Below are 19,602 nucleotides of genomic sequence, written 5' to 3' on the forward strand. Positions count from 1 at the left end.
CGGGTCGGCCTCCAGCAGGTAGGCCGCGACGGCCGCGGCGTACTCCCACACCACGAGCTGCGCGGCGAGCGGGCCCGCGACGGTGGCGTCGTCCTGGTGCGGGCGGCCCCCGAAGGTGACCAGGAACAGGTCGTCGGCGGGCGCCAGCGGCAGGCCGCCCTCCTGGACGACCGGGACCATTCGCCCGCCGGTCGCCTCGTCCAGCAGGTCCGCCGCCCAGCGCGCGAGGCCGGGCTGGGCGGCCGCGTAGCCGCCGAGCACCGCCGTCCGGCGGCCCGCGCGGGCCGCCCCGCCGAGGATCGCGCCGAGGACGAGCCCCGGGTTGTTCTCCGGCCGGGTCAGCGCGGGCAGCACCGCGGTGGCCTCCTCCAGCAGGGCCCGGACGTCGGCGCCGGCGAGCGCGGCGGGCACCAGCGCGTACGGCGACAGCGCCCCGAACGCGGTCGCGGCCGGCGCCTCCACCGGCGGATGCCCCGCCTCGGCGGCGTGCTTGGCCGCGGCGGTGCGCGGCTCGGCGACCGTGACGAACCGCCGCGCGGTCTCGGCGGGGGACAGGCCGGTGTCCGCCAGCATCCCGGCGAGCACCGACCGCAGCGTCTCGGCGCCCGGGTCGTCGCCGGTCACGGTGACCAGGGTCCGGCCGAGCCGCTCCCCGTCGTCGCGCAGCCGCAGCAGCGGGCCGGGCTCCAGGCCGTCCAGGACGGTCAGCGGCGCCCCGCCGCTCGCGGCGATCAGCTCGGCGGCGCGGGCGGGCGCGCCGCCGCCGAGCAGCACGACCTCCGTCAGCCCCTCGGCGCGGGCCCCGGCGCGCAGCTCCTCGGCGCGGTCCAGCGCGGCGCGGCCCGGGCCGGGCTGGCCGGGCCAGCACAGCGGCCGGCCGGCCACTCCGGCGGTCGCGGCGGACGGCCACAGCGACGCGTCCTCGGACGCGAGCCGGACCGGCACCTGGTCGATCCACAACCGGCCGAGGACCCGCTCCGCGGCCTCCTTGAGCGGACCGCGCGCGGTGATGGCCGTCTCCCCCGAGACGACGGCGGTGAAGCTCACGGCCTGCGCGCCCCCGCCACCGCGCGGACCGCCTCGGTCAGCCGGCCGGCGCCGTCGACCGGGTCGCGCAGGTGCAGCCGGATCACCGGCAGCCGGCGCTGCCGCAGCGCGCGCAGCTCGCCGAGGGCCCGCGCCAGCCGCAGCTGCGCCAGGCTGTAGGGGCGGCCGGGCACCGGGTGCGCTGCGAGCGCGTCGCCCGGCGCCGGGTCGCCGGTGATGATGAGGAACGCGCCGTTGCCGGGGCCGTCCTTGTGCACCGGGCCGGTCGCGTGCGGGTAGCCGGGGCCCGGCCCGTAGGCGACGGGCCGCCCGGACGCGCGCGCCAGCGACGGCGCCAGGTACCGCCCGGAGAAGTCGCCCGACAGGTACGTCATCACCGACAGGTAGCCGTCGGAGGGCACCGAGGCGACCAGCCCGCCGAGGACGGTCCGCAGCTCAGCGCCGGGCGGCCACGGGAAGTCGGCGTGCACCTCGATGCCGTCCTCGACGTACACCGGCCGCTCCGCCGTCAGCGACCCCGCCGCCGCGCCGCGCAGCAGCATCGCCGCGTCGTCCTCCGCCTCCTGCACGACCGTGCTGCCGGCCTCGAACGGGTTCACGCCGAGCAGCCACCCGGCGACGGCCGTCGCGTACTCCCACAGCAGGAACTGCGCGCCGAGCGGCGCCCACACCGAGGTGTCGGAGTCGTCCTGCGCCGCCGACCTCGGGTTGATCGACACGCCGTGCACGTCGGGGAACTCGCCGCGCCCGCCGGGCGGCTCGAACGCCAGCACGCCGCGGCCCCGCTTGCCGGTGCCGACGGCGAGCAGCTGGGAGATCCACGCGCTCAGCGCGCCCGGCCCGCCGGGCTCGCGCAGCAGCACCTTGTCGCGGGCGAGCCCGCCCTCCGCCTGCTGCGCGCAGCCGCCGATGACGGCGCCGAGCAGCAGGCCCGGGTTGTCCTCGTCCTTGGACAGCGACGGCACCAGCGACGCCGCCTCGTCCAGCAGCCGGTCGGCATCCGCGCCCGCCAGCACCGCCGGGACCAGCCCGTACGCCGACAGGGCGCCGTAGTGCCCCGGCAGGTACGGGTCGGTCAGCCCGATCCGGTAGCCGCACTGCCGGGCGAAGTCGTGCAGCGGGCTGCCGTGGTCGGTGATGACCAGGAACCGGCCCGCGATCTCCCGCTCCGACATGCCCCGCTCGCGGAACGCCGCGGCGAAGATCCGCCGGTAGGCGTCGCCCTCCAGCGACACGCCCGCCTTGCTCGCCAGGACGACCAGCGTCCGGTCGAGCCGCTCCATCGCGAACGCCAGCGCGGCGGTGTCGCCGCCGTCCAGCACGGTCAGCTCGCCGGTCGTCCGCTCGGCGCCGGCCGGGGGCGCGGCGGCGGGGCCGCCCGCGCCGGCCAGCGCCGGCGCGTGCGCCTCCATGATCGCCTGCGCGGCGAGGCTCTCCGCGCCGACGCCGATCAGCACGATGTGGTCGAGGCCCGAGTAGCGCGCCTCCGACACGAGCCCGCCGACCTGGTTCAGCAGCCCGCGGGAGGCGAACGGCAGGTCGAGCCAGCCGAGCCGGCTGTGGTCCACCGCGCGCCGCCCCCACAGCCGCGGGTCCTTGGCGGCCAGCGCCCCGGGGACGCCGCAGCTCACGAGGTAGTCCCGTGCCTGCAGCGCCGAGTCCAGCACGTCGCCGCGCGTCAGTACGTCGAATCCGGACACCGTTCCCTCCTGCCCCCCATCGTTTCAGGAGAGAACGGGCATTCGCGACCATCTCCATCGATCTTCTTTGTCGCGTCCCGGATTCGCGTCGTCGCCCTGCGTCCCGGCGGGCGGACGCACGCGGGCGCCGGGACGTCAGCCGAGCGCGGCGGCGAGCTGCGCGAGGCCCTCGGCCCGGTCCCGCAGGTGCAGCCGGACGGCCGGGCGGCCGAGCGCGCGCAGCACCCGCAGGTCGCCGAACGCCTGCGCGAGCTGCAGCTCGCCCAGCGTGTACGGCTTGCCCGGCACCGGCACGTCGGTCGTGACCGCCCCGGTGATCTGCAGGAACGCCCCGTTCAGCGGCCCGCCCTTGTGGTACTGGCCGGCCGTGTGCAGGTAGCGCGGCCCCCAGCCGAACGTGACCGGCGCGGGGGACCGGCGGACCTCGGCGCCCCGCGCGGCGAGCAGCGGCCGCAGCGCGGCCGCCGCCGCGTCGCCGCGGCGGTCCAGGTAGGCCAGGACCGCGAGGTAGCCGCCGCCGGGGACGTCCGCGAGGACGCTCTCCAGCGCCTCGGTGAGCGTCTTGGCGCCGCGCAGCGCGTCCTCGGGGGCGTGCACCTCGACCGCGCCCTCGACCAGCTCCGGCGGCCGCCGCACCACCGTCGGCGCGGTGCCCTCCTCCGACCGCAGCAGCGCGGCCGTGCTCTCCCGCGACTGGGCCACGTCCGGCTCGCCGAACGGGTCCACCCCGATCACCCGCGCCGCGACCGCGACCGCGTACTCCCACAGCAGGAACTGCGCGCCGAGCGGGCCCGCGACGCTCACCCCGGCCTCGCGGCCGGGGCCCGGCTCGTCCGGGCGGCGGCCCAGGATGACCCGCCGCAGGTCGCCGGCCAGCGCGAAGCCGGGCGCGTCGACGCCCTCCACCACGACCGGCAGCAGCCCCTTGCCGTCCTTGCCGAGCGCGCCGCCGACCAGCTGCTCCGCCCACCCGGCGAGGCCGTCCAGGCCGGAGCCGTGGTCGGCGATCACCAGCTTGTCGCGGACGCCCAGCGCCGACGAGCCGAGCGCCGCGCCGAGCGCCAGCGCCGGATTGTCGTAGGGCTGCCGCAGCGTGGCGGCGAGCCCGGACGCCTCCTCCAGCAGGGCGCCGGCGTCCGCGCCCGCGAGCACCGCCGGGACCAGCGAGCGGGCGCCGAGCGCCCCGAACCGGTCGTCGACATCGGGTTCGGCCGGGACGAGGTGGTGGCCGACGTCCGCGGCCGCGCGCGCGAGGGCGGAGCCCTCCTCGGCCACGACCACGAACCGGCGCGCCAGCTCCGCGCCCTTCAGCCCGGCCTCGGCGAACGCCCGCCCGAACACGCGCCGCAGCGACTCGGCCTCGACGCTCCCGCCGACCACGACGACGAGCGTCCGGTCCAGGCCGGCCGCCAGCACGCCCGCCACCTCGTGCGGGTCGGTGGTGTCGAGGACGGTCAGCTCGACGCTGGCCGTGCGGCACATCGCCTCGGCGGCCAGCGCCGTCCCCCCGGCGGCGGCCAGCACGATCCGGTCGAGCCCGGCGGCGCGGGCGTCGCCCGCCGGCTCGGCCAGCCGGTCCGCCGCCGACCGCGAGGTCTCCGGCAGGTCCAGCCAGCCGAGCCGGCGGGCGGCGAGCGGGGCCGCGTCCGGCCCCCACAGCTTGGCGCTCCGGGACGCGAGCGAGCCCGGCACGCCGTCGGAGACGAGACGGTCCAGGACCGTCTCGCCCTCGTCGACGACGGCGCCGCGGATGGTGACCGAGATCCCCCCGGCGGTCACCACCGAGGTCACGCGCCGGCCCTCTTGGACTCCAGCTCGCCGGTGATGGAGTCGAGCATGCCCTTCCACGAGGCCGCGAACTTCTCCACGCCCTCGTCCTCCAGGACCCGCACGACGTCGTCGTAGTCCACGCCGACCGCCTTCAGCGCCGCCATGTGCGCGCGGGCGTCGTCGTAGGTGCCGCGGACGGTGTCGCCGCGGACCTGGCCGTGGTCGGCCTCGGCCACGAGCGTCGCCTCCGGCATCGTGTTGACGGTGCCGGGCGCGACCAGCTCGTCGACGTACAGCGTGTCGTTGAGGTTCGGGTCCTTCACGCCGGTGGAGGCCCACAGCGGCCGCTGGGGACGGGCCCCGGCGGCCTTCAGCGCCTTCCACCGGTCGGTGGCGAACTTCTCCTCGTACAGCGCGTACGCGAGCCGGGCGTTGGCGAGCCCCGCCTTGGAGCGCAGCCCCTTCGCCTCGTCCGAGCCGATCTTGTCGAGCCGCTTGTCGATCTCGGTGTCCACCCGGCTGACGAAGAACGACGCCACCGACGCCAGCTTCGACAGGTCGTGGCCGTTGTCGCGAGCCCGCTCCAGGCCGGCGAAGAACGCGTCGATGACCTCGCCGTAGCGCTCCAGCGAGAAGATCAGCGTCACGTTCACGCTGATGCCCTGCGCCAGCGTCTCGGTGATCGCGGCCAGGCCCTCCCGCGTCGCGGGGATCTTGATGAACAGGTTGGGCCGGTCCACCAGCCACCACAGCATCCGCGCCTCGGCGACCGTCTTGGCCGTCTCGCGGGCCAGCCGCGGGTCGACCTCGATCGACACGCGGCCGTCGACGCCGTCGGTCCGGTCGTAGACCGGGCGCAGCACGTCGCAGCCCCAGCGGATGTCGTAGGTGGTGATCGCGCGGGACGCCTCCTCCACGTCCACGCCCAGCGCCGCGAGGTCGCGGACCTGGTCGTCGTAGGCGGTGCCCTTGCTCAGCGCCTTGGCGAAGATCGTCGGGTTGGAGGTGACGCCCACGACGTGGCTGTCCTTGACCAGCTCGGCCAGGTTGCCCGTCCGCAGCCGGTCCCGGCTGATGTCGTCCAGCCAGATCGACACGCCCTCGTCCGAGAGCTCCTTCAGGATGTCGCTCATCGCTCTCCTCCTAGTTGCCGGTGGTCTCGCCGCGCCCGGCGCCGTGCACGCCGGCCTTGATCAGGCTCGCCTTGGCCGCCGCGACGACCCGCTCGGCGGTGATGCCGAACTGCAGGAACAGCGTCTTGTAGTCGGCGGACGCGCCGAAGTGCTCCAGGCTCACCGACTCGCCCGCGTCGCCGACGTAGCCGCGCCAGCCGAGCGCGACGCCCGCCTCGACGGACACGCGCGCCTTCACCCCGGGCGGGAGGACCTCCTGCCGGTAGGCGTCGGTCTGCTGCTCGAACCACTCCACGCACGGCATCGACACCACGCGGGTCGGGGTGCCCTCGGCCTGCAGCGCCGTGCGCGCCTCCAGGGCGAGCTGCACCTCGCTGCCGGTCGCGATGATGACGACCTCGGGCTGCCCGCCGTCGGCGTCGGCCAGCACGTAGCCGCCCTTGGCCGCACCCTCCGCGGACGCCAGCTCGCCGCCGCGCTCCAGCGTCGGCAGCTTCTGCCGGGTCAGCGCCAGGCCCGCCGGGCGGTCGGTGTGCTGGAGGATCGTCCGCCACGCGACCGCGGTCTCGTTGGCGTCGGCGGGCCGGACCACGTCCAGGCCGGGGATGGCCCGCAGCGCCCACAGGTGCTCGACCGGCTGGTGCGTCGGGCCGTCCTCGCCGAGGCCGATCGAGTCGTGCGTCCACACGTAGGTGACCGGCAGCTTCATCAGCGCCGCCAGCCGGACGGCCGGGCGCATGTAGTCGCTGAAGATCAGGAACGTGCCGCCGTAGGGGCGGGTGCCGCCGTGCAGCGCGATGCCGTTGCAGATCGCCCCCATCGCGTGCTCGCGGACGCCGAAGTGCAGCGTGCGGCCGTAGCGGTGGCCGGGGAACTCCTTGGTCTGGAACTCCTCGGGGATGAAGGACGGCTCGCCCTTCATCGTGGTGTTGTTGCTCTCGGCGAGGTCGGCCGAGCCGCCCCACAGCTCCGGCAGCACCGGCGCCAGCGACGCCAGGATCTCGCCGGACGCGGCGCGGGTCGCGATGTCCTTGCCCGCCTCGAACGCCGGCAGCGCCTCCTCCCAGCCGGGCGGCAGCGTGCGCGAGGAGATCCGGTCGAACTCGGCGGCGCGGGCGGGGTTCGCCGACCGCCACGCGCCGAACGCCTCGTTCCAGGCGGCGTGGTCGGCGCGGCCCCGCTCGCACACCTGCCGGGCGTGCGCCAGCACGTCCTCGGGGACCTGGAAGGTCTCCGCCGGGTCCAGGCCGAGGATCCGCTTGGTCGCGGCGACCTCGTCGGCGCCGAGCGCCGAACCGTGGATCTTGCCGGTGTTCTTCTTGTTCGGCGCCGGCCAGCCGATGATCGTGCGCAGCGCGATGAACGACGGGCGGGCCGTCTCCGCCTTCGCCGCGGCGAACGCCGCCGCGAGCGCGGCCACGTTCTCCTCGTAGTCGCCGTTCTCGGTCCAGTCGACGCGGTGGACGTCCCAGCCGTAGGCCGCGTACCGGGCCTGCACGTCCTCCGACAGCGCGATCGCGGTGTCGTCCTCGATGGAGATCTTGTTGTCGTCGTAGAGCAGCACGAGGTTGCCGAGGCGCTGGTGGCCCGCGAGGGCGGACGCCTCGTGGCTGATGCCCTCCTCGATGTCGCCGTCCGACGCGAACGCCCAGATGGTGTGGTCGAACGGGGAGGTGCCCTCGGGGGCGTCCGGGTCGAACAGGCCGCGCTCGCGGCGCGCCGCCATCGCCATGCCGACCGCGTTCGCGATGCCCTGGCCGAGCGGTCCCGTGGTGGTCTCCACCCCGGCGGTGTGCCCGTGCTCCGGGTGCCCGGGGGTGAGGCTGCCCCACTTGCGCAGCGCCTTCAGGTCGTCCAGCGTCATCGGGTAGCCCGACAGGTACAGCTGGATGTAGAGAGTAAGGCTGGAGTGGCCGCAGGAGAGCACGAACCTGTCGCGGCCGGCCCAGTGCGGGTCCGTCGGGTCGTGCCGGAGGAAGCGCTGGAAAAGAAGGTAGGCGGCGGGCGCGAGGCTCATCGCCGTCCCGGGGTGGCCCGAGCCCGCCTCCTCGACCGCGTCCATGGCGAGGGCGCGGATCACGTCCACCGCGCGCCGGTCCTTGTCGGACCACTCAAACGTGCTGTTGTCCCTGCTCACGGAACGCCAGGCTCCTCTCGAACCGGTGTCAAGATGACTCTGTAATGTTGTGCGCCACAGCCCCGTGCCGTCCGGCCGCGGCCTCCGATGGCCGTAACGCCCGGCGACCCGGCGCGCTTCCCCCTGCCCCGTTCCGCCGCCGGTCCGCGGCGGGCGAAGATCATGCCGCGCCCCAGGCGAGCCTATCGCGCGGGAGGGCCGCCGCAGGCGGGGACGGGACGCGCCGGGGGGCGCGCGCGTCCGGGTCCCGGACCGCGCGGCGCCTTCATGCACCCTTGCCCGGACGCCCCTGGGACTAACCCCCCGCACGGGGGATCCGGAGGGTGATCCCGGACGCGTCCGGACGGGCGTGCGCGGCCCCCCGCCGGCCCGTCCCGCGGGCACGTCCGCGGGCATGTCCGAGGGCTCGCCGCCAGGGCCGGACGATCATGGCCCGGCGCGTCCGGCGACCCGGTGCACGACCCCCGGAGGGGTCGGACTACAGTGATGGCGCGGCCGACGGAAAGCGGCCGCCGCAACAAGACCAGCCGAAGTCGCATCAACCGGAGGCCGGCCCGGAACGCGGGGGCACCGCCGAGGTGGACCGATTTCTCATCCCTAGTTGGACGTGGACCCGATTGTGACGGTGCTCAGTAGCAAGCGCGGGGTCGAGCTCGACGAGCGGGTGCCGGGGGCGCTCGCGCCGGCCCTCGTGCCGGACCCCGCCGAAAGCGCCGCCCGCCGCACGGTGGGGGCGAGCGTGCGCGCCTACGTGGCGCTCACGAAGCCACGCGTCATCGAACTGCTGTTGATCACCACGATCCCGGTGATGTTCCTCGCGGCCGGCGGCGTCCCGCCGCTGTCCACCGTGCTGCTCACGCTGGCGTTCGGGACCATGTCCGCCGGGTCCGCCAACGCGATCAACTGCTACATCGACCGCGACATCGACGCCAAGATGCGCCGCACCCGGCGCCGCCCGCTGGCTCGCCACCAGGTCACCCCGGCGCGCGCCCTGATCTTCGGGGTGACGCTGGCCGTGCTGTCCACGGCCGGGTTCCTGCTGACGGTCAACCCGGTCGCCGCGGCCGGATCGCTGTTCGCGATCCTGTTCTACGTCTTCGTGTACTCGCTGCTGCTCAAGCGGCGCACCTCGCAGAACGTCGTGTGGGGCGGCATCGCCGGGTGCATGCCCGTCCTCATCGGCTGGGCCGCGATCACCGGGTCCGTCGCCTGGACGCCGTTCGTGCTGTTCATGGTGGTGTTCCTGTGGACGCCGCCGCACACGTGGACGCTCGCGATGCGCTACCGCGAGGACTACGCCGTCGCCAAGGTCCCGATGCTGCCGGTCGTCGCGTCCGAGCGCCGCGTCGTCACCGAGAGCCTCGCCTACACCTACGCCACCGTCGCGGCCTCGCTGGCGCTGTGGCCGGTCGCCGCGATGAGCCCGGTGTACGGGGCCGTCGCCGTCGTGCTCGGCCTGGTGTTCCTCGCCGAGGGCCACCGGCTGCTCAAGGCGGTGCGCGCCGGCGTCACCGGCGTCCACCTGCGGCCGATGCGCTTCTTCCACCTGTCGAACGTGTACCTGGCGCTGCTGTTCACCGCCGTCGCGGTCGACCCGCTGCTGCACTGACGCTCCCGGGACGGTCACACCGCGTGGCCGTCCCGGCTTAGCGCTTCGCCCCCACCTGCCGTTACCCTCACGACATGGCGCGCATGGACCCGAAGGCGGTGCTCGACGGCCGGGTGCCCGGCCGTCCCCCGGTCGGCCTCATCGTCGGCCTGACCGTGTCCGGGCTCTGCATCCTGGTCGCGTTCGGCGCCGACGCCGCGTTCGGCGGGGCGGGCTTCTGGGTCGGCGTGCTGCTCGCCATCCTGCCGATCCCGGTGCTGGTCGCCCTCGCGCTCACCCTCGACCGGCTGGAGCCCGAGCCCCCGCGCGCGCTCGTGTTCTCGTTCATGTGGGGCGCCGGGATCGCGGTGCTCGGCGCGCTCGTCCTCAACACCGCCGGGCTGCTGTACGTCACCGTGCCCATCTTCGGCGAGACCGAGGGCCACTTCGTCAGCGCCACCTTCGGCGCGCCGATCATCGAGGAGACGCTGAAGGGCGCCGTCCTGTTCGGGCTGCTCTGGTTCCGCCGCAACGAGATCGACGGGTTCGCCGACGGCATCATCTACGCCGCCATGGTCGGCCTCGGCTTCGCCATGATGGAGAACATCACCTACTACATGCGGGCGTTCGAGGACGGCGGCGCCCAGCAGCTCCAGGCGGTGTTCGTCCTGCGCGGCCTCATCGCGCCGCTCAGCCACCCGCTGTTCACCTCCATGACCGGCCTCGGCGTCGCCTACGCCGCCACCCACCGGCGCGGCCAGCTCGCCGCGCCGCTGCTCGGGCTGCTCGGCGCGATGGTCCTGCACGGCCTGTGGAACGGCGCCGCCGGCGCGTTCGGCCTCGCCGGGCTCGGCATCGTCTACCTGCTGGACTTCGGCGTCCTGGTGACGCTGATCGTCATCGTCTTCGTCGAGCGGCGCGGCACCGTCCGCCGCATCGAGACCTACCTGCCGCGGTACGCCGGGACGGGCCTCGTGACACCGCAGGACGTGCGGATGCTGCGCTCCATCCCGTCCCGCCGGGCCGCCCGCCGGTGGGCCCGGTCCGTCGGCGGCCCGCCCGCCGGCCGCGCCATGACCGACTACCAGCTCGCCGCGACCGAGCTGGCGCTGCTGCACAAGCGCGCCGACCGGGGGGTGGCCGACGAGCGCTGGTTCGTCACCCGCCGCGACGCGCTGCTGGAGCTGATGTCGCTGGCCAGGCAGGCGTTCCTGCGCACCCCGCCGCGCGCCGGGGCGAACTGGCCCGCGGGCCCGCCGTGGGCGGCGCAGGGGCCGTCGGGGTTCCTGCCGCCGCGCCCGCCCGGCCCCTATGGCACGTAACCGGGGGGCGGGTCAAGACCGCCGGGACCCGGCCATACGATGGGGGCCGTGGCAGAGCGACCGTCGTCCAACCTCCTGAACCGGACCTGGAACGCCGTCTGGCGTCCGACCCCCGGATCGCTGCGGCTGCTCGCGCTGCTCGGCATCCTCGGCAACGTGCTGATCGTCGTCAGCGGCGGGGCCGTGCGGGTCACCGAGTCCGGGCTCGGCTGCCCCGAGTGGCCGCGCTGCAGCGGCGACAGCCTCGTCCCCACGCACAACCCCGAGCACCACTGGCTGAACATGTCGATCGAGTTCGGCAACCGGCTGATCACCTTCGTGGTGCTCGGCGTCGGCATCCTGGTGTTCGTCGCGGCGCTGCGGCTCGTGCCGCGCCGCAAGGACCTGGTGTGGTGGGCGCTCGCGCAGCCGATGAGCGTGGTCGCGCAGGCCGTCATCGGCGGCATCGTCGTCCTCACCGAGCTGCACCCGGCGGCCGTGTCGCTGCACTTCCTCGTCTCGCCCGCCCTGCTGGTGTTCTGCGTCGGGCTGTGGATCCGCGCCGGCGAGGGCGACGCGCCGCCGCGCCGGCTCACCGGGCCGTGGACGCGCGGCCTCGCCGCCGTGCTGCTGGTCTCGTGCGCCGCCGTGCTCGTCGCCGGCACCGTCGTCACCGGCACCGGCCCCCACGCGGGCGACGCCGAGTCCCGCCGCTACGGCTTCGACATCACCGACGTCGCCCGCATCCACGGCGAGCTGGCCTGGCTCACCATCGCGCTGACGGCGGCCGTCGCCATCGCCCTCTACCGCGCCGGCGGCCCCGGCCTGCGGAGCGCGCGCCTGCGGGCGCTGGAGCTCGCGGGCCTCATCGTCGTCCAGGGCGCGATCGGCTACACCCAGTACTTCCTCGGCGTCCCTGCCGGGCTGGTGCTCCTGCACATGCTCGGCGCGGTGCTGATGTGGATCGCGGCGTTCCGCCTCTTCTTCGCCCTCCGCGACCGCGGCCCCGTCCCCGCCGCGGCGCCCGCCCCGGCCGCCGTCCGGCCCGCGGAGACCCCGCAGCCCGCCTGACCTCCCGCGCCCCTACGGCTTCTTGGCGAGGAACTCGCGGAGGCGGGCCAGCGGCCAGGTGTTGATGACGTCGTCGGGGGTCAGCCAGCCGCGCTGGGCGGTGCCGATCCCGTAGCGGATGTTGCGGTGGTGCGCGAGGGAGTGCGCGTCGGTGTCGACGGAGAACTTCACGCCGAACCGCTTCGCGCGGCGGATCAGGTCGGCGGGCAGGTCGAGCCGGTCGGGGAACGAGTCGATCTCCATGGCGGTGCCGGTGCGGGCGGCGGCCCGGAACACCTCGTCCCAGTCGGCGTCCACCGGCGGGCGGCGGCCGATGCTGCGCGCGGTCGGGTGGCCGATCACGTGCACGTGCGGGTTCTCGCAGGCGCGGACGAGCCGCCGGGTCATGGCCGCCTGGTCCTGGGTGAAGTGGGAGTGGATCGAGGCGACGCACACGTCGAAGCCGGACAGGAAGTCGGCGTCCCAGTCGACGCCGCCGTCCGGGTCGATGTTGAGCTCGGTGCCGTGCAGCAGGACCAGGTCGCCGTAGCGCTTCTGGAGTTCGGCGACCTCGGCGCGCTGGGCGAGCATCTTCTCGTCCGTCATGCGCTGCATCACCAGGTTCGGGGCGTGGTCGGTGATCGCGTAGTACTCCAGGCCGCGGGCGTGCGCGGCGGCGACCATGTCGGCCAGGGAGGCGATGCCGTCGGTCAGGTCGGTGTGGCTGTGCAGGTCGCCGCGCAGGTCGTCGACGGTGACGAGGCGGGGCAGCTCGTCCTTCAGGGCGGCCTCGATCTCGCCGGTGTCCTCGCGGAGGGCGGGGTGCACCCACGGCAGGCCGAGGCGCTCGTAGACCTCCTCCTCGGTCTCCGACACGATCAGCTCGTCGGTCTCGGCGTCGAACAGGCCGTACTCCGACAGCTTGAGGCCCGCCTTCACGGCGATCTCGCGGGTGCGGATGTTGTGGGCCTGCGAACCGGTGAAGTACTGCAGCGCGGCGCCCCACGACTCGGGCGGGACGACGCGCAGGTCGACCTGCAGCCCCTTGGCGGTGCGGATCGAGGTCTTCTTGTCGCCGCTCGCGATGACCTCCGCCACGAACGGCAGCGCGGTGAACGCCGCCATGATCGGGCGCGGGTCGCGGGACGCGGCGAGCACGTCGACGTCGCCGATCGTCTCGCGCATCCGGCGCAGCGACCCGGCGTGCGCGCAGCGCTCCACCTGGGGCAGCTCCGACAGCGCGGCGGTGATCTCGTCGGCGACGGCCGCGGCGGCGTCGACCAGGACGCGCTCCCCGGAGCTGCGCAGCAGCTCGATGCCGCGCAGGATGTTCTCCTCGGTCTTGGCGCCGAAGCCCTTGAGGCCGCGCAGCCGCCCCTCGCCGATGGCGGCGGCGAGCTCGTCCACCGAGGAGATGCCGAGCTCCTCGTAGACGGCGAGGGCCTTCTTCGGGCCGAGCGTGGGGATGGCGGTGAGCGCGCGGACCCCGGCCGGGATCTGGGTGCGCAGCTCCTCCACCTGCCGGATCGTGCCCGTGGTGGTGTAGTCGAGGACCTTCTTGGCGATCGCCTCGCCCACGGTCGGGATCTTGCGCAGCCCGGCCAGGTCGAGGCCGGCGATGTCGTCGGGGTACCCGGCGATCGCCCGCGCCGCCTTCTCGTACGCCCTGATCTTGAAGGCGTCACCGCCGGTGATGGACAGCAGGTCGGCCAGCTCCTGGATGAGCGCGGCGGCCTCGTCGTTAGCGCGTGCCATACGGCCGAGTCTAGGCGGGGGGTACGACGTTTCCCGTGCTCGGCCGGTGGTCAGCGCAGCGGCGCGGTGGGCCCGCCGGGGCTGTCCATCCGGCCGCGGACGACCTCGTCGGCGATCGCGGAGACCTCGTCCTCGGGCAGGCGGCGGTAGCCGTCCTCGGTGACGACCGCGACCGTCGGGTAGATCCGCCGGGACGGGTCGGGCCCGCCGGTGGCGGTGTCGTCGTCGGCCGCGTCGTACAGGGCCTGGACGCACACGGTGGCGGCGTCCTCCAGGGACAGGTCGCGCCGGTACAGCTTCTTCAGCGCCCCGAGCGCGTAGGGGGAGCCGGACCCGTCCGCGTGGAAGTCGCGGGCCTCCTGCGGGGCGCCGGTGATGTCGTAGGTGTAGATGCGGCTCTCGGCCGTGTCGGGGTCGTAGCCGGCGAACAGCGGCACGACGGCGAGGCCCTGCAGCGCCTGCGCGAGGTTGGCCTGGATGACGGCGCCCAGCCGGCGGGCCTTGCCCGGCAGCGACAGCGGGACGGTCTCCATCTTCTCGTAGTGCTCCAGCTCGACCTGGAACAGCCGGACCATCTCCAGCGCCAGCCCGACCGTCCCGGCGAACGCGACGGCGGAGTACTCGTCGGCGCGCTGGACCTTGTCCAGCTCCCGGTAGGCGATGCGGTGGCCCTGCGTGGCGCGCCGGTCGCCGGCCATCATGACGCCGCCGGGGAACTCCAGCGCGAGGACGGTGGTGCCGTGCGGCAGCTCCGGCGCGTCGCCCTCCGGCACCCGGTTGACCGGGAGCAGCTCGGGGGAGTGGACGCGCAGGAAGTCGACGAACGACGCCGAGCCCGCCTCGAAGAACTCCGGCGGGATGCCCTGGTCCTCGGTCCGGCCGATCACGGCGGCTCCTCTCCCCATGCTGGACGACCCGTTAAGCCTTGATCTTTCCACCCTGCCACATGAGCCCGCCACCGCTCAGGCTTCGGGAGCCTCCGGCGGATCCTTCTGGCCGCGGGTGGCCCCGGCGCAGGCGGCGATGACGCAGCCGACCGCGACCCACTGCCGGCCGGACAGGACCTCGCCGAGCACCACCAGCCCGACGAGCGCCGCGACGGCGGGCTCCATGCTCATCAGGATCCCGAAGACGCGCGCCGGCACCCGGCGCAGCGCCTCCAGCTCCAGCGAGTACGGGATCACCGACGACAGCAGCCCCACGCCGAGCCCGATCAGCAGCAGCGTCGGGTCGAGCAGGGCGCCGCCGCCCGCGGCGACCCCGGCCGCGATGCCGCCCGGCAGCATCACCAGCGTGCCGATGATGCTCGCCAGGGCCAGCCCGGTGGTGCCGGGGATGCGCCGCCCGGTGGCGGCGGTGAGCAGGATGTAGGCGGCCCAGCCGACGGCGGCGAGCAGCGCGAACCCGATGCCGACGAGGTCCAGGTCGCCGCCGCCCCGGGCGAGCATGACCACGCCCGCGGCGGCGAGCACCACCCACACCAGGTCGCGGGGGCGGCGGGAGCCGGCGATCGCGACCGACAGCGGGCCGAGGAACTCGATCGTCACCGCCACGCCCAGCGGGATCCGCGACAGCGACTGGTAGAACGCGAAGTTCATCCCGGCGAGGGAGGCGCCGTAGCCGGCGACGACCGCGAGGCTCCGCCACGAGTGCTCGCGCAGCACCGGCAGCAGCGCCCGGCGGGCCAGGAACCCCAGCACGAGCGCCGAGGCCAGCAGCCGGATCGCCACCACCGACGTCGGCGGCAGCCGGTCGAACAGGTGCTTGGCCAGGCCCGCGCCGACCTGCACGGACACGATGCCGAGCAGGATCAGCGCGGGCGGCGGCACCGACGCCGGCGACAGCGCGCGGATGCGGCCCGGTGCGCGGCTCGCGCCGCCGAACGAGCCGGGCGCCTCAGCGAGTGCCAACGATCACTCCCAGCGGAAGAAGCGGGCGGCGAGGGCGAGTCCGGCGACGGCCCACACCGCGAGGACGAGCAGGGGTTGCGCGGGGAGCGCGGCGCCGTCCCGCAGGACGTCGCGCAGCCCGCCCGCCAGCGCCGAGATCGGCAGCAGCTCCAGGGCGTCGCGCACCGGGCCGGGGAACTTCTCGAGCGGGAACACCACGCCGCCGACGGCCAGCAGCAGGATGTACACCAGGTTCGCGGCGGCGAGGGTGGCCTCGGCGCGCAGCGTCCCGGCCATGAGCAGCCCGAACCCGGAGAACGCGGCGGTGCCGAGCAGCAGCAGGACGACCACCGAGCCGGGGTCGCCGTGCGGGTGCCAGCCGAGCGCCAGCGCGACCGCGCAGATCACCGCGGCCTGCACCGCCTCGACGGCGAGCACGCTGGCGGTCTTGGCGGCGATGAGCCCGCCGCGCGGCAGCGGGGTGGCGCCGAGCCGCTTGAGGACGCCGTAGCGCCGCTCGAACCCGGTCCCGATCGCCTGCCCGGTGAACGCCGTGGACATCACCGCGAGCGCGAGGATGCCGGGGGTGAGGAAGTCGACGCGGCGGCCGGCGCCGAGGTCCAGCAGGGAGGTGGCGCTGAACAGCACGAGCAGCACCACCGGGATGATCAGCGTCAGCAGCAGCTGCTCGCCGTTGCGCAGCACGGTGCGGAACTCGTAGCGGGCCTGGGACACGACCATCCGCGGCAGCGGGACGGCCCCCGGCGCGGGGGAGAGGTCGAGCGGGGCGGTCATGCGCGCAGCTCCCGTCCGGTCAGTTCGAGGAAGACGTCCTCCAGGGTGCGGCGCTCGATCCGCAGGTCCTCGGTGAGGACGCCGTGCGAGGCGCACCAGGCGGTGACGGTGGCGAGCAGCTCCGGCCGCACGTCCGCCTCGATCAGGTAGTGCCCGGCGGGCGACTCCTTGGCGGCGCTCCCGGCGGGCAGCGCCGCGAGCAGCTCGTCGAGGCCGAGGCCGGGCCGGGCGCGGAACCGCAGCTGCCGCTCGGCGCCGGTCAGCACCTCGGGGGCGCCCTCGGCGACGACCTTGCCGTGGTCGACGATGACGACGTGGTCGGAGAGGCGCTCGGCCTCCTCCATGTTGTGGGTGGTGAGGACCACCGACACCCCCGCGGCGCGCAGGTCGCCGATCAGCTCCCAGGTGGCGTGCCTGGCCTGCGGGTCGAGGCCGGTGGTGGGCTCGTCCAGGAAGACCAGCTCGGGGCGCCCGACGATGGCGACGGCCAGGGACAGCCGCTGCTGCTGCCCGCCCGACATGCGGCGGAACGGGGTGCGGGCGTGCTCGGTGAGGCCGAGCCGCTCCAGCAGCGCGGCGGGGGCGAGCGGCGTCGCGTGGAACGAGGCGACCAGCTCCAGGAACTCCCCGGCGCGGGCCGTGCCCGGCACGCCGCCCGACTGCGGCATCACCCCGACCCGCGGCTTCAGCGCCCGGGCGTCGGCGGCCGGGTCGAGCCCGAGGACGCGGACGGTGCCCGCGTCGGCCCGCCGGAACCCCTCGCAGATCTCGATCGTGGTGGTCTTGCCCGCGCCGTTCGGGCCGAGCAGCGCGGTCACCGCGCCCCGCGCGGCGCTGAACGACAGCCCGTCCACGGCCCGCCGCTCCCGGCCGGCCGTCCCGTAGCGCTTCACGAGCGAGCGCAGCTCGACAGCGCTGTGCCGGCCGCCGCCTCCGGGGGGTGTCATGCCGACGAGTCTAGGTCTGCGGCCGGGCAGCTTCGCGCCGGGCCCCGGCGCCGGACCGGGTGAAGGTCGGGTAAAGCCTCCGGGTCGGAGCCCGCCGAGTTTCGCGGGCCCGAGCGCGGGAATTGCGGTCGTACCGCCGGGCCGGCCCCGGCGGGCAGGGGGCGCGCGGCGACGCGGCCGCGCTCGGCGGAGGTGGGGATGTTTCACGTTGACTCGGAGGCCGGCCGGCTCCGGGAGGTCCTGCTGCACCGGCCCGAGCTGTCGCTGAAGCGGCTCACCCCGTCCAACGCGGCGGGGCTGCTGTTCGACGACGTGCTGTGGGTGCGGCGCGCGGTGGAGGAGCACGAGGAGTTCGAGGACGTCCTGCGGGCGGAGGGCGTCCGCACGCACCTGCTGATCGACCTGCTGCGCGAGACGATCGGGATCCCCGAGGCGCGCAAGCACATCCTGGACGCCGTCGTCGACCCGCACTGGTTCGGCCCGCTCGCCACCGACGCGATCCGCAACTGCTTCGACGCGATGGACGTCCACGAGCTGGGCTCCTACCTCATCGGCGGCATCACCAAGCGGGAGATGCTGGAGCGGATGCCCGAGCCCGCGTCCATCGCGTTCCACTCCATCCCGATGGACGGGTTCATCCTGCCGCCGCTGCCGAACCACCTGTTCACCCGCGACACCTCCTGCTGGATCTACGACGGCGTCTCGATCAACACCATGCGCAAGAAGGCGCGGATGCGCGAGACGGTGAACATGGAGGCCGTCTACCGCTGGCACCCGCTGTTCGCCGCCGGCTACGGCCGGCCCGCCGAGGGCGGCTTCCACGTGTGGAGCAGCGGGACGGCGATGGCCCCGGCGACGCTGGAGGGCGGCGACGTCCTGGTGATCGGGAACGGCGCCGTGCTGGTCGGGATGAGCGAGCGGACGCAGCCGCAGGCCGTCGAGATGCTCGCGCAGTCGCTGTTCGCCGCCGGGTCCTGCACCCGGATCGTCGCGCTGCGGATGCCGCACAAGCGGGCGTTCATGCACCTGGACACCGTCATGACGATGGTCGACCACGGCGTGTTCACCGCCTACGCGGGGATGGGCATGCTGCCGTCGCACACCGTCGAGCCCGGCGACACCGAGAAGGAACTGAAGATCACCGATCACCCGGCGGAGGACATGTACCGGGCGATCGCCGCCGCGCTCGGCCTGGACGACATCAAGGTGATCACCCCGACGCAGGACGTGTTCTCCGCCGAGCGCGAGCAGTGGGACGACGGCGCCAACGTCCTCGCCGTCGCGCCCGGCGTCGTCGTCGCCTACGAGCGCAACGCGACGAGCAACAACGAGCTGAGCCGCCACGGGATCCGGGTCATCACGATCCGCGGCAGCGAGCTCGGCCGGGGCCGCGGCGGCCCGCGCTGCATGACCTGCCCGCTCGTCCGGGACGCCTGACGACCACCTTCCGCGGCACCGCCCGCGGCACGACCCTCGGGAGACCGGACATGGCGCTCGACCTGCGCGGCCGCAGCCTGATCAGGGAGCTCGACCTCACGCCGGCGGAGTTCGGGTCCCTGCTCGGCCTCGCCGCGGAGCTGAAGGCCGCCAAGCGCGCCGGTACCGAGACCCCCGCGCTGACCGGCCGGAACATCGCGCTGATCTTCGAGAAGACGTCGACCCGGACGCGCTGCGCGTTCGAGGTCGCCGCGCACGACCAGGGCGCCCACGTCACCTACCTCGACCCCAGCGGCTCCCAGATCGGCCACAAGGAGTCGATGAAGGACACCGCCCGCGTCCTGGGGCGGATGTACGACGGCATCGAGTACCGGGGATCCAGCCAAAGGCTCGTCGAAGAACTCGCCGAGTACGCGGGCGTGCCCGTGTGGAACGGCCTGACCGACGAGTGGCACCCCACGCAGATGCTCGCCGACATGCTCACTATGCGCGAGCACAGTGACAAGCCCTTGCAGGACGTCACCTACGCCTACCTGGGCGACGCGCGCAACAACATGGGCCACAGCTACGTGGCCGCCGGCGCGCTGCTCGGCATGAACGTGCGGATCGTCGCGCCGCGCACCCTGTGGCCGGACGAGGAGACGGTCGTCCGGCCGTCCATGGCGGTGGCGGCCGGGACGGGGGCGGAGATCATCCTCACCGAGGACGTCGCCGAGGGCGTCAGGGGCGCCGACTTCGTCCTCACCGACGTGTGGGTGTCGATGGGCGAGCCCAAGGAGGTGTGGGACGAGCGCATCGCGCTGCTCACGCCCTACCAGGTGAACGCCGGGGTCATGCGGGCCACCGGCAACCCCGGCGCCAAGTTCATGCACTGCCTCCCCGCCTTCCACAACAGGGAGACCGCGGTGGGCGAGGAGATCTACCGGAAGACCGGCCTGGAGGCGCTGGAGGTCACCGAGGAGGTGTTCGAGTCCGCCGCCTCCATCGTCTTCGACGAGGCCGAGAACCGGATGCACACCATCAAGGCGGTCATGGTCGCGACGCTCGGGGGGC

The 19,602-nt window shown here is 74.5% G+C and carries 14 protein-coding genes and 1 pseudogene; 5 read left to right on the forward strand and 10 right to left on the reverse strand.

Annotation, left to right across the window (positions count from 1 at the left end):
* The 5 genes and pseudogenes from ETD96_RS20150 to tkt all read right to left on the reverse strand — a co-directional run.
* Positions 1–1,047: pseudogene (locus ETD96_RS20150) on the reverse strand (glucose-6-phosphate isomerase); the annotation flags it as partial.
* Positions 1,044–2,747 carry a phosphoheptose isomerase gene (locus ETD96_RS20155; RefSeq protein ID WP_138638018.1) on the reverse strand — a complete coding sequence of 568 codons (1,704 nt, stop codon included), beginning with the start codon at positions 2,745–2,747 and terminating at the stop codon, positions 1,044–1,046. The pseudogene ETD96_RS20150 and the gene ETD96_RS20155, both read right to left, overlap by 4 nt.
* Before the next feature lie 135 nt (positions 2,748–2,882).
* Positions 2,883–4,538, reverse strand: a complete 1,656-nt coding sequence (locus tag ETD96_RS20160; RefSeq protein ID WP_138638019.1) for a glucose-6-phosphate isomerase — start codon at positions 4,536–4,538, stop codon at positions 2,883–2,885.
* Entirely contained in the window at positions 4,535–5,650 is a 1,116-nt protein-coding gene (tal, locus tag ETD96_RS20165; RefSeq protein ID WP_138638020.1) for a transaldolase, read from the reverse strand. Before tal ends, ETD96_RS20160 begins: the two co-directional genes overlap by 4 nt.
* Positions 5,651–5,660: 10 nt before the next feature.
* Complete coding sequence (tkt, locus tag ETD96_RS20170) at positions 5,661–7,787, reverse strand: transketolase (RefSeq protein WP_138638021.1); 2,127 nt, start codon at positions 7,785–7,787, stop codon at positions 5,661–5,663.
* A 664-nt stretch (positions 7,788–8,451) separates the two neighbouring features.
* Here tkt and ETD96_RS20175 point away from each other — a divergent pair.
* From ETD96_RS20175 to ETD96_RS20185, 3 genes are all read left to right on the forward strand, one after another.
* Positions 8,452–9,396, forward strand: coding sequence for a heme o synthase (locus ETD96_RS20175; RefSeq protein ID WP_138638031.1), 945 nt, complete (start codon positions 8,452–8,454; stop codon positions 9,394–9,396).
* 74 nt (positions 9,397–9,470) lie between these two features.
* Positions 9,471–10,697 carry a PrsW family intramembrane metalloprotease gene (locus ETD96_RS20180; RefSeq protein WP_138638022.1) on the forward strand — a complete coding sequence of 409 codons (1,227 nt, stop codon included), beginning with the start codon at positions 9,471–9,473 and terminating at the stop codon, positions 10,695–10,697.
* A gap of 39 nt (positions 10,698–10,736) precedes the next feature.
* Entirely contained in the window at positions 10,737–11,747 is a 1,011-nt protein-coding gene (locus tag ETD96_RS20185) for a COX15/CtaA family protein (protein WP_138638023.1), read from the forward strand.
* A gap of 12 nt (positions 11,748–11,759) precedes the next feature.
* Here the strand turns inward: ETD96_RS20185 and polX are convergent, their stop codons facing one another.
* The 5 genes from polX to ETD96_RS20210 all read right to left on the reverse strand — a co-directional run bounded on the left by polX (position 11,760) and on the right by ETD96_RS20210 (position 17,112).
* Positions 11,760–13,481 carry a DNA polymerase/3'-5' exonuclease PolX gene (polX, locus tag ETD96_RS20190; RefSeq protein ID WP_138638024.1) on the reverse strand — a complete coding sequence of 574 codons (1,722 nt, stop codon included), beginning with the start codon at positions 13,479–13,481 and terminating at the stop codon, positions 11,760–11,762.
* A 50-nt stretch (positions 13,482–13,531) separates the two neighbouring features.
* The gene (gene prcB, locus ETD96_RS20195; protein WP_240807904.1) at positions 13,532–14,368 is read right to left on the reverse strand and encodes a proteasome subunit beta; all 837 of its coding nucleotides are present in this window, start codon (positions 14,366–14,368) and stop codon (positions 13,532–13,534) included.
* Positions 14,369–14,443: 75 nt separating this feature from the next.
* Positions 14,444–15,391: an EamA family transporter gene (locus tag ETD96_RS20200; protein WP_138638026.1), complete on the reverse strand. Its 948-nt coding sequence runs from the start codon at positions 15,389–15,391 to the stop codon at positions 14,444–14,446.
* A 3-nt stretch (positions 15,392–15,394) separates the two neighbouring features.
* Complete coding sequence (locus tag ETD96_RS20205; protein ID WP_138638027.1) at positions 15,395–16,165, reverse strand: ABC transporter permease; 771 nt, start codon at positions 16,163–16,165, stop codon at positions 15,395–15,397.
* Positions 16,162–17,112, reverse strand: a complete 951-nt coding sequence (locus ETD96_RS20210) for an ABC transporter ATP-binding protein (protein ID WP_138638028.1) — start codon at positions 17,110–17,112, stop codon at positions 16,162–16,164. Before ETD96_RS20210 ends, ETD96_RS20205 begins: the two co-directional genes overlap by 4 nt.
* A gap of 198 nt (positions 17,113–17,310) precedes the next feature.
* On the opposite strand from ETD96_RS20210, the gene ETD96_RS20215 reads away from it, so the two are divergent.
* Entirely contained in the window at positions 17,311–18,549 is a 1,239-nt protein-coding gene (locus tag ETD96_RS20215) for an arginine deiminase (RefSeq protein WP_138638029.1), read from the forward strand.
* A gap of 50 nt (positions 18,550–18,599) precedes the next feature.
* The coding region (gene argF / locus ETD96_RS20220) for an ornithine carbamoyltransferase (protein WP_138638030.1) at positions 18,600–19,602 on the forward strand (1,003 nt) is incomplete at its 3' end.

Source organism: Actinomadura geliboluensis, from assembly GCF_005889745.1.
GTDB classification, from domain to species: Bacteria; Actinomycetota; Actinomycetes; order Streptosporangiales; family Streptosporangiaceae; genus Spirillospora; species Spirillospora geliboluensis.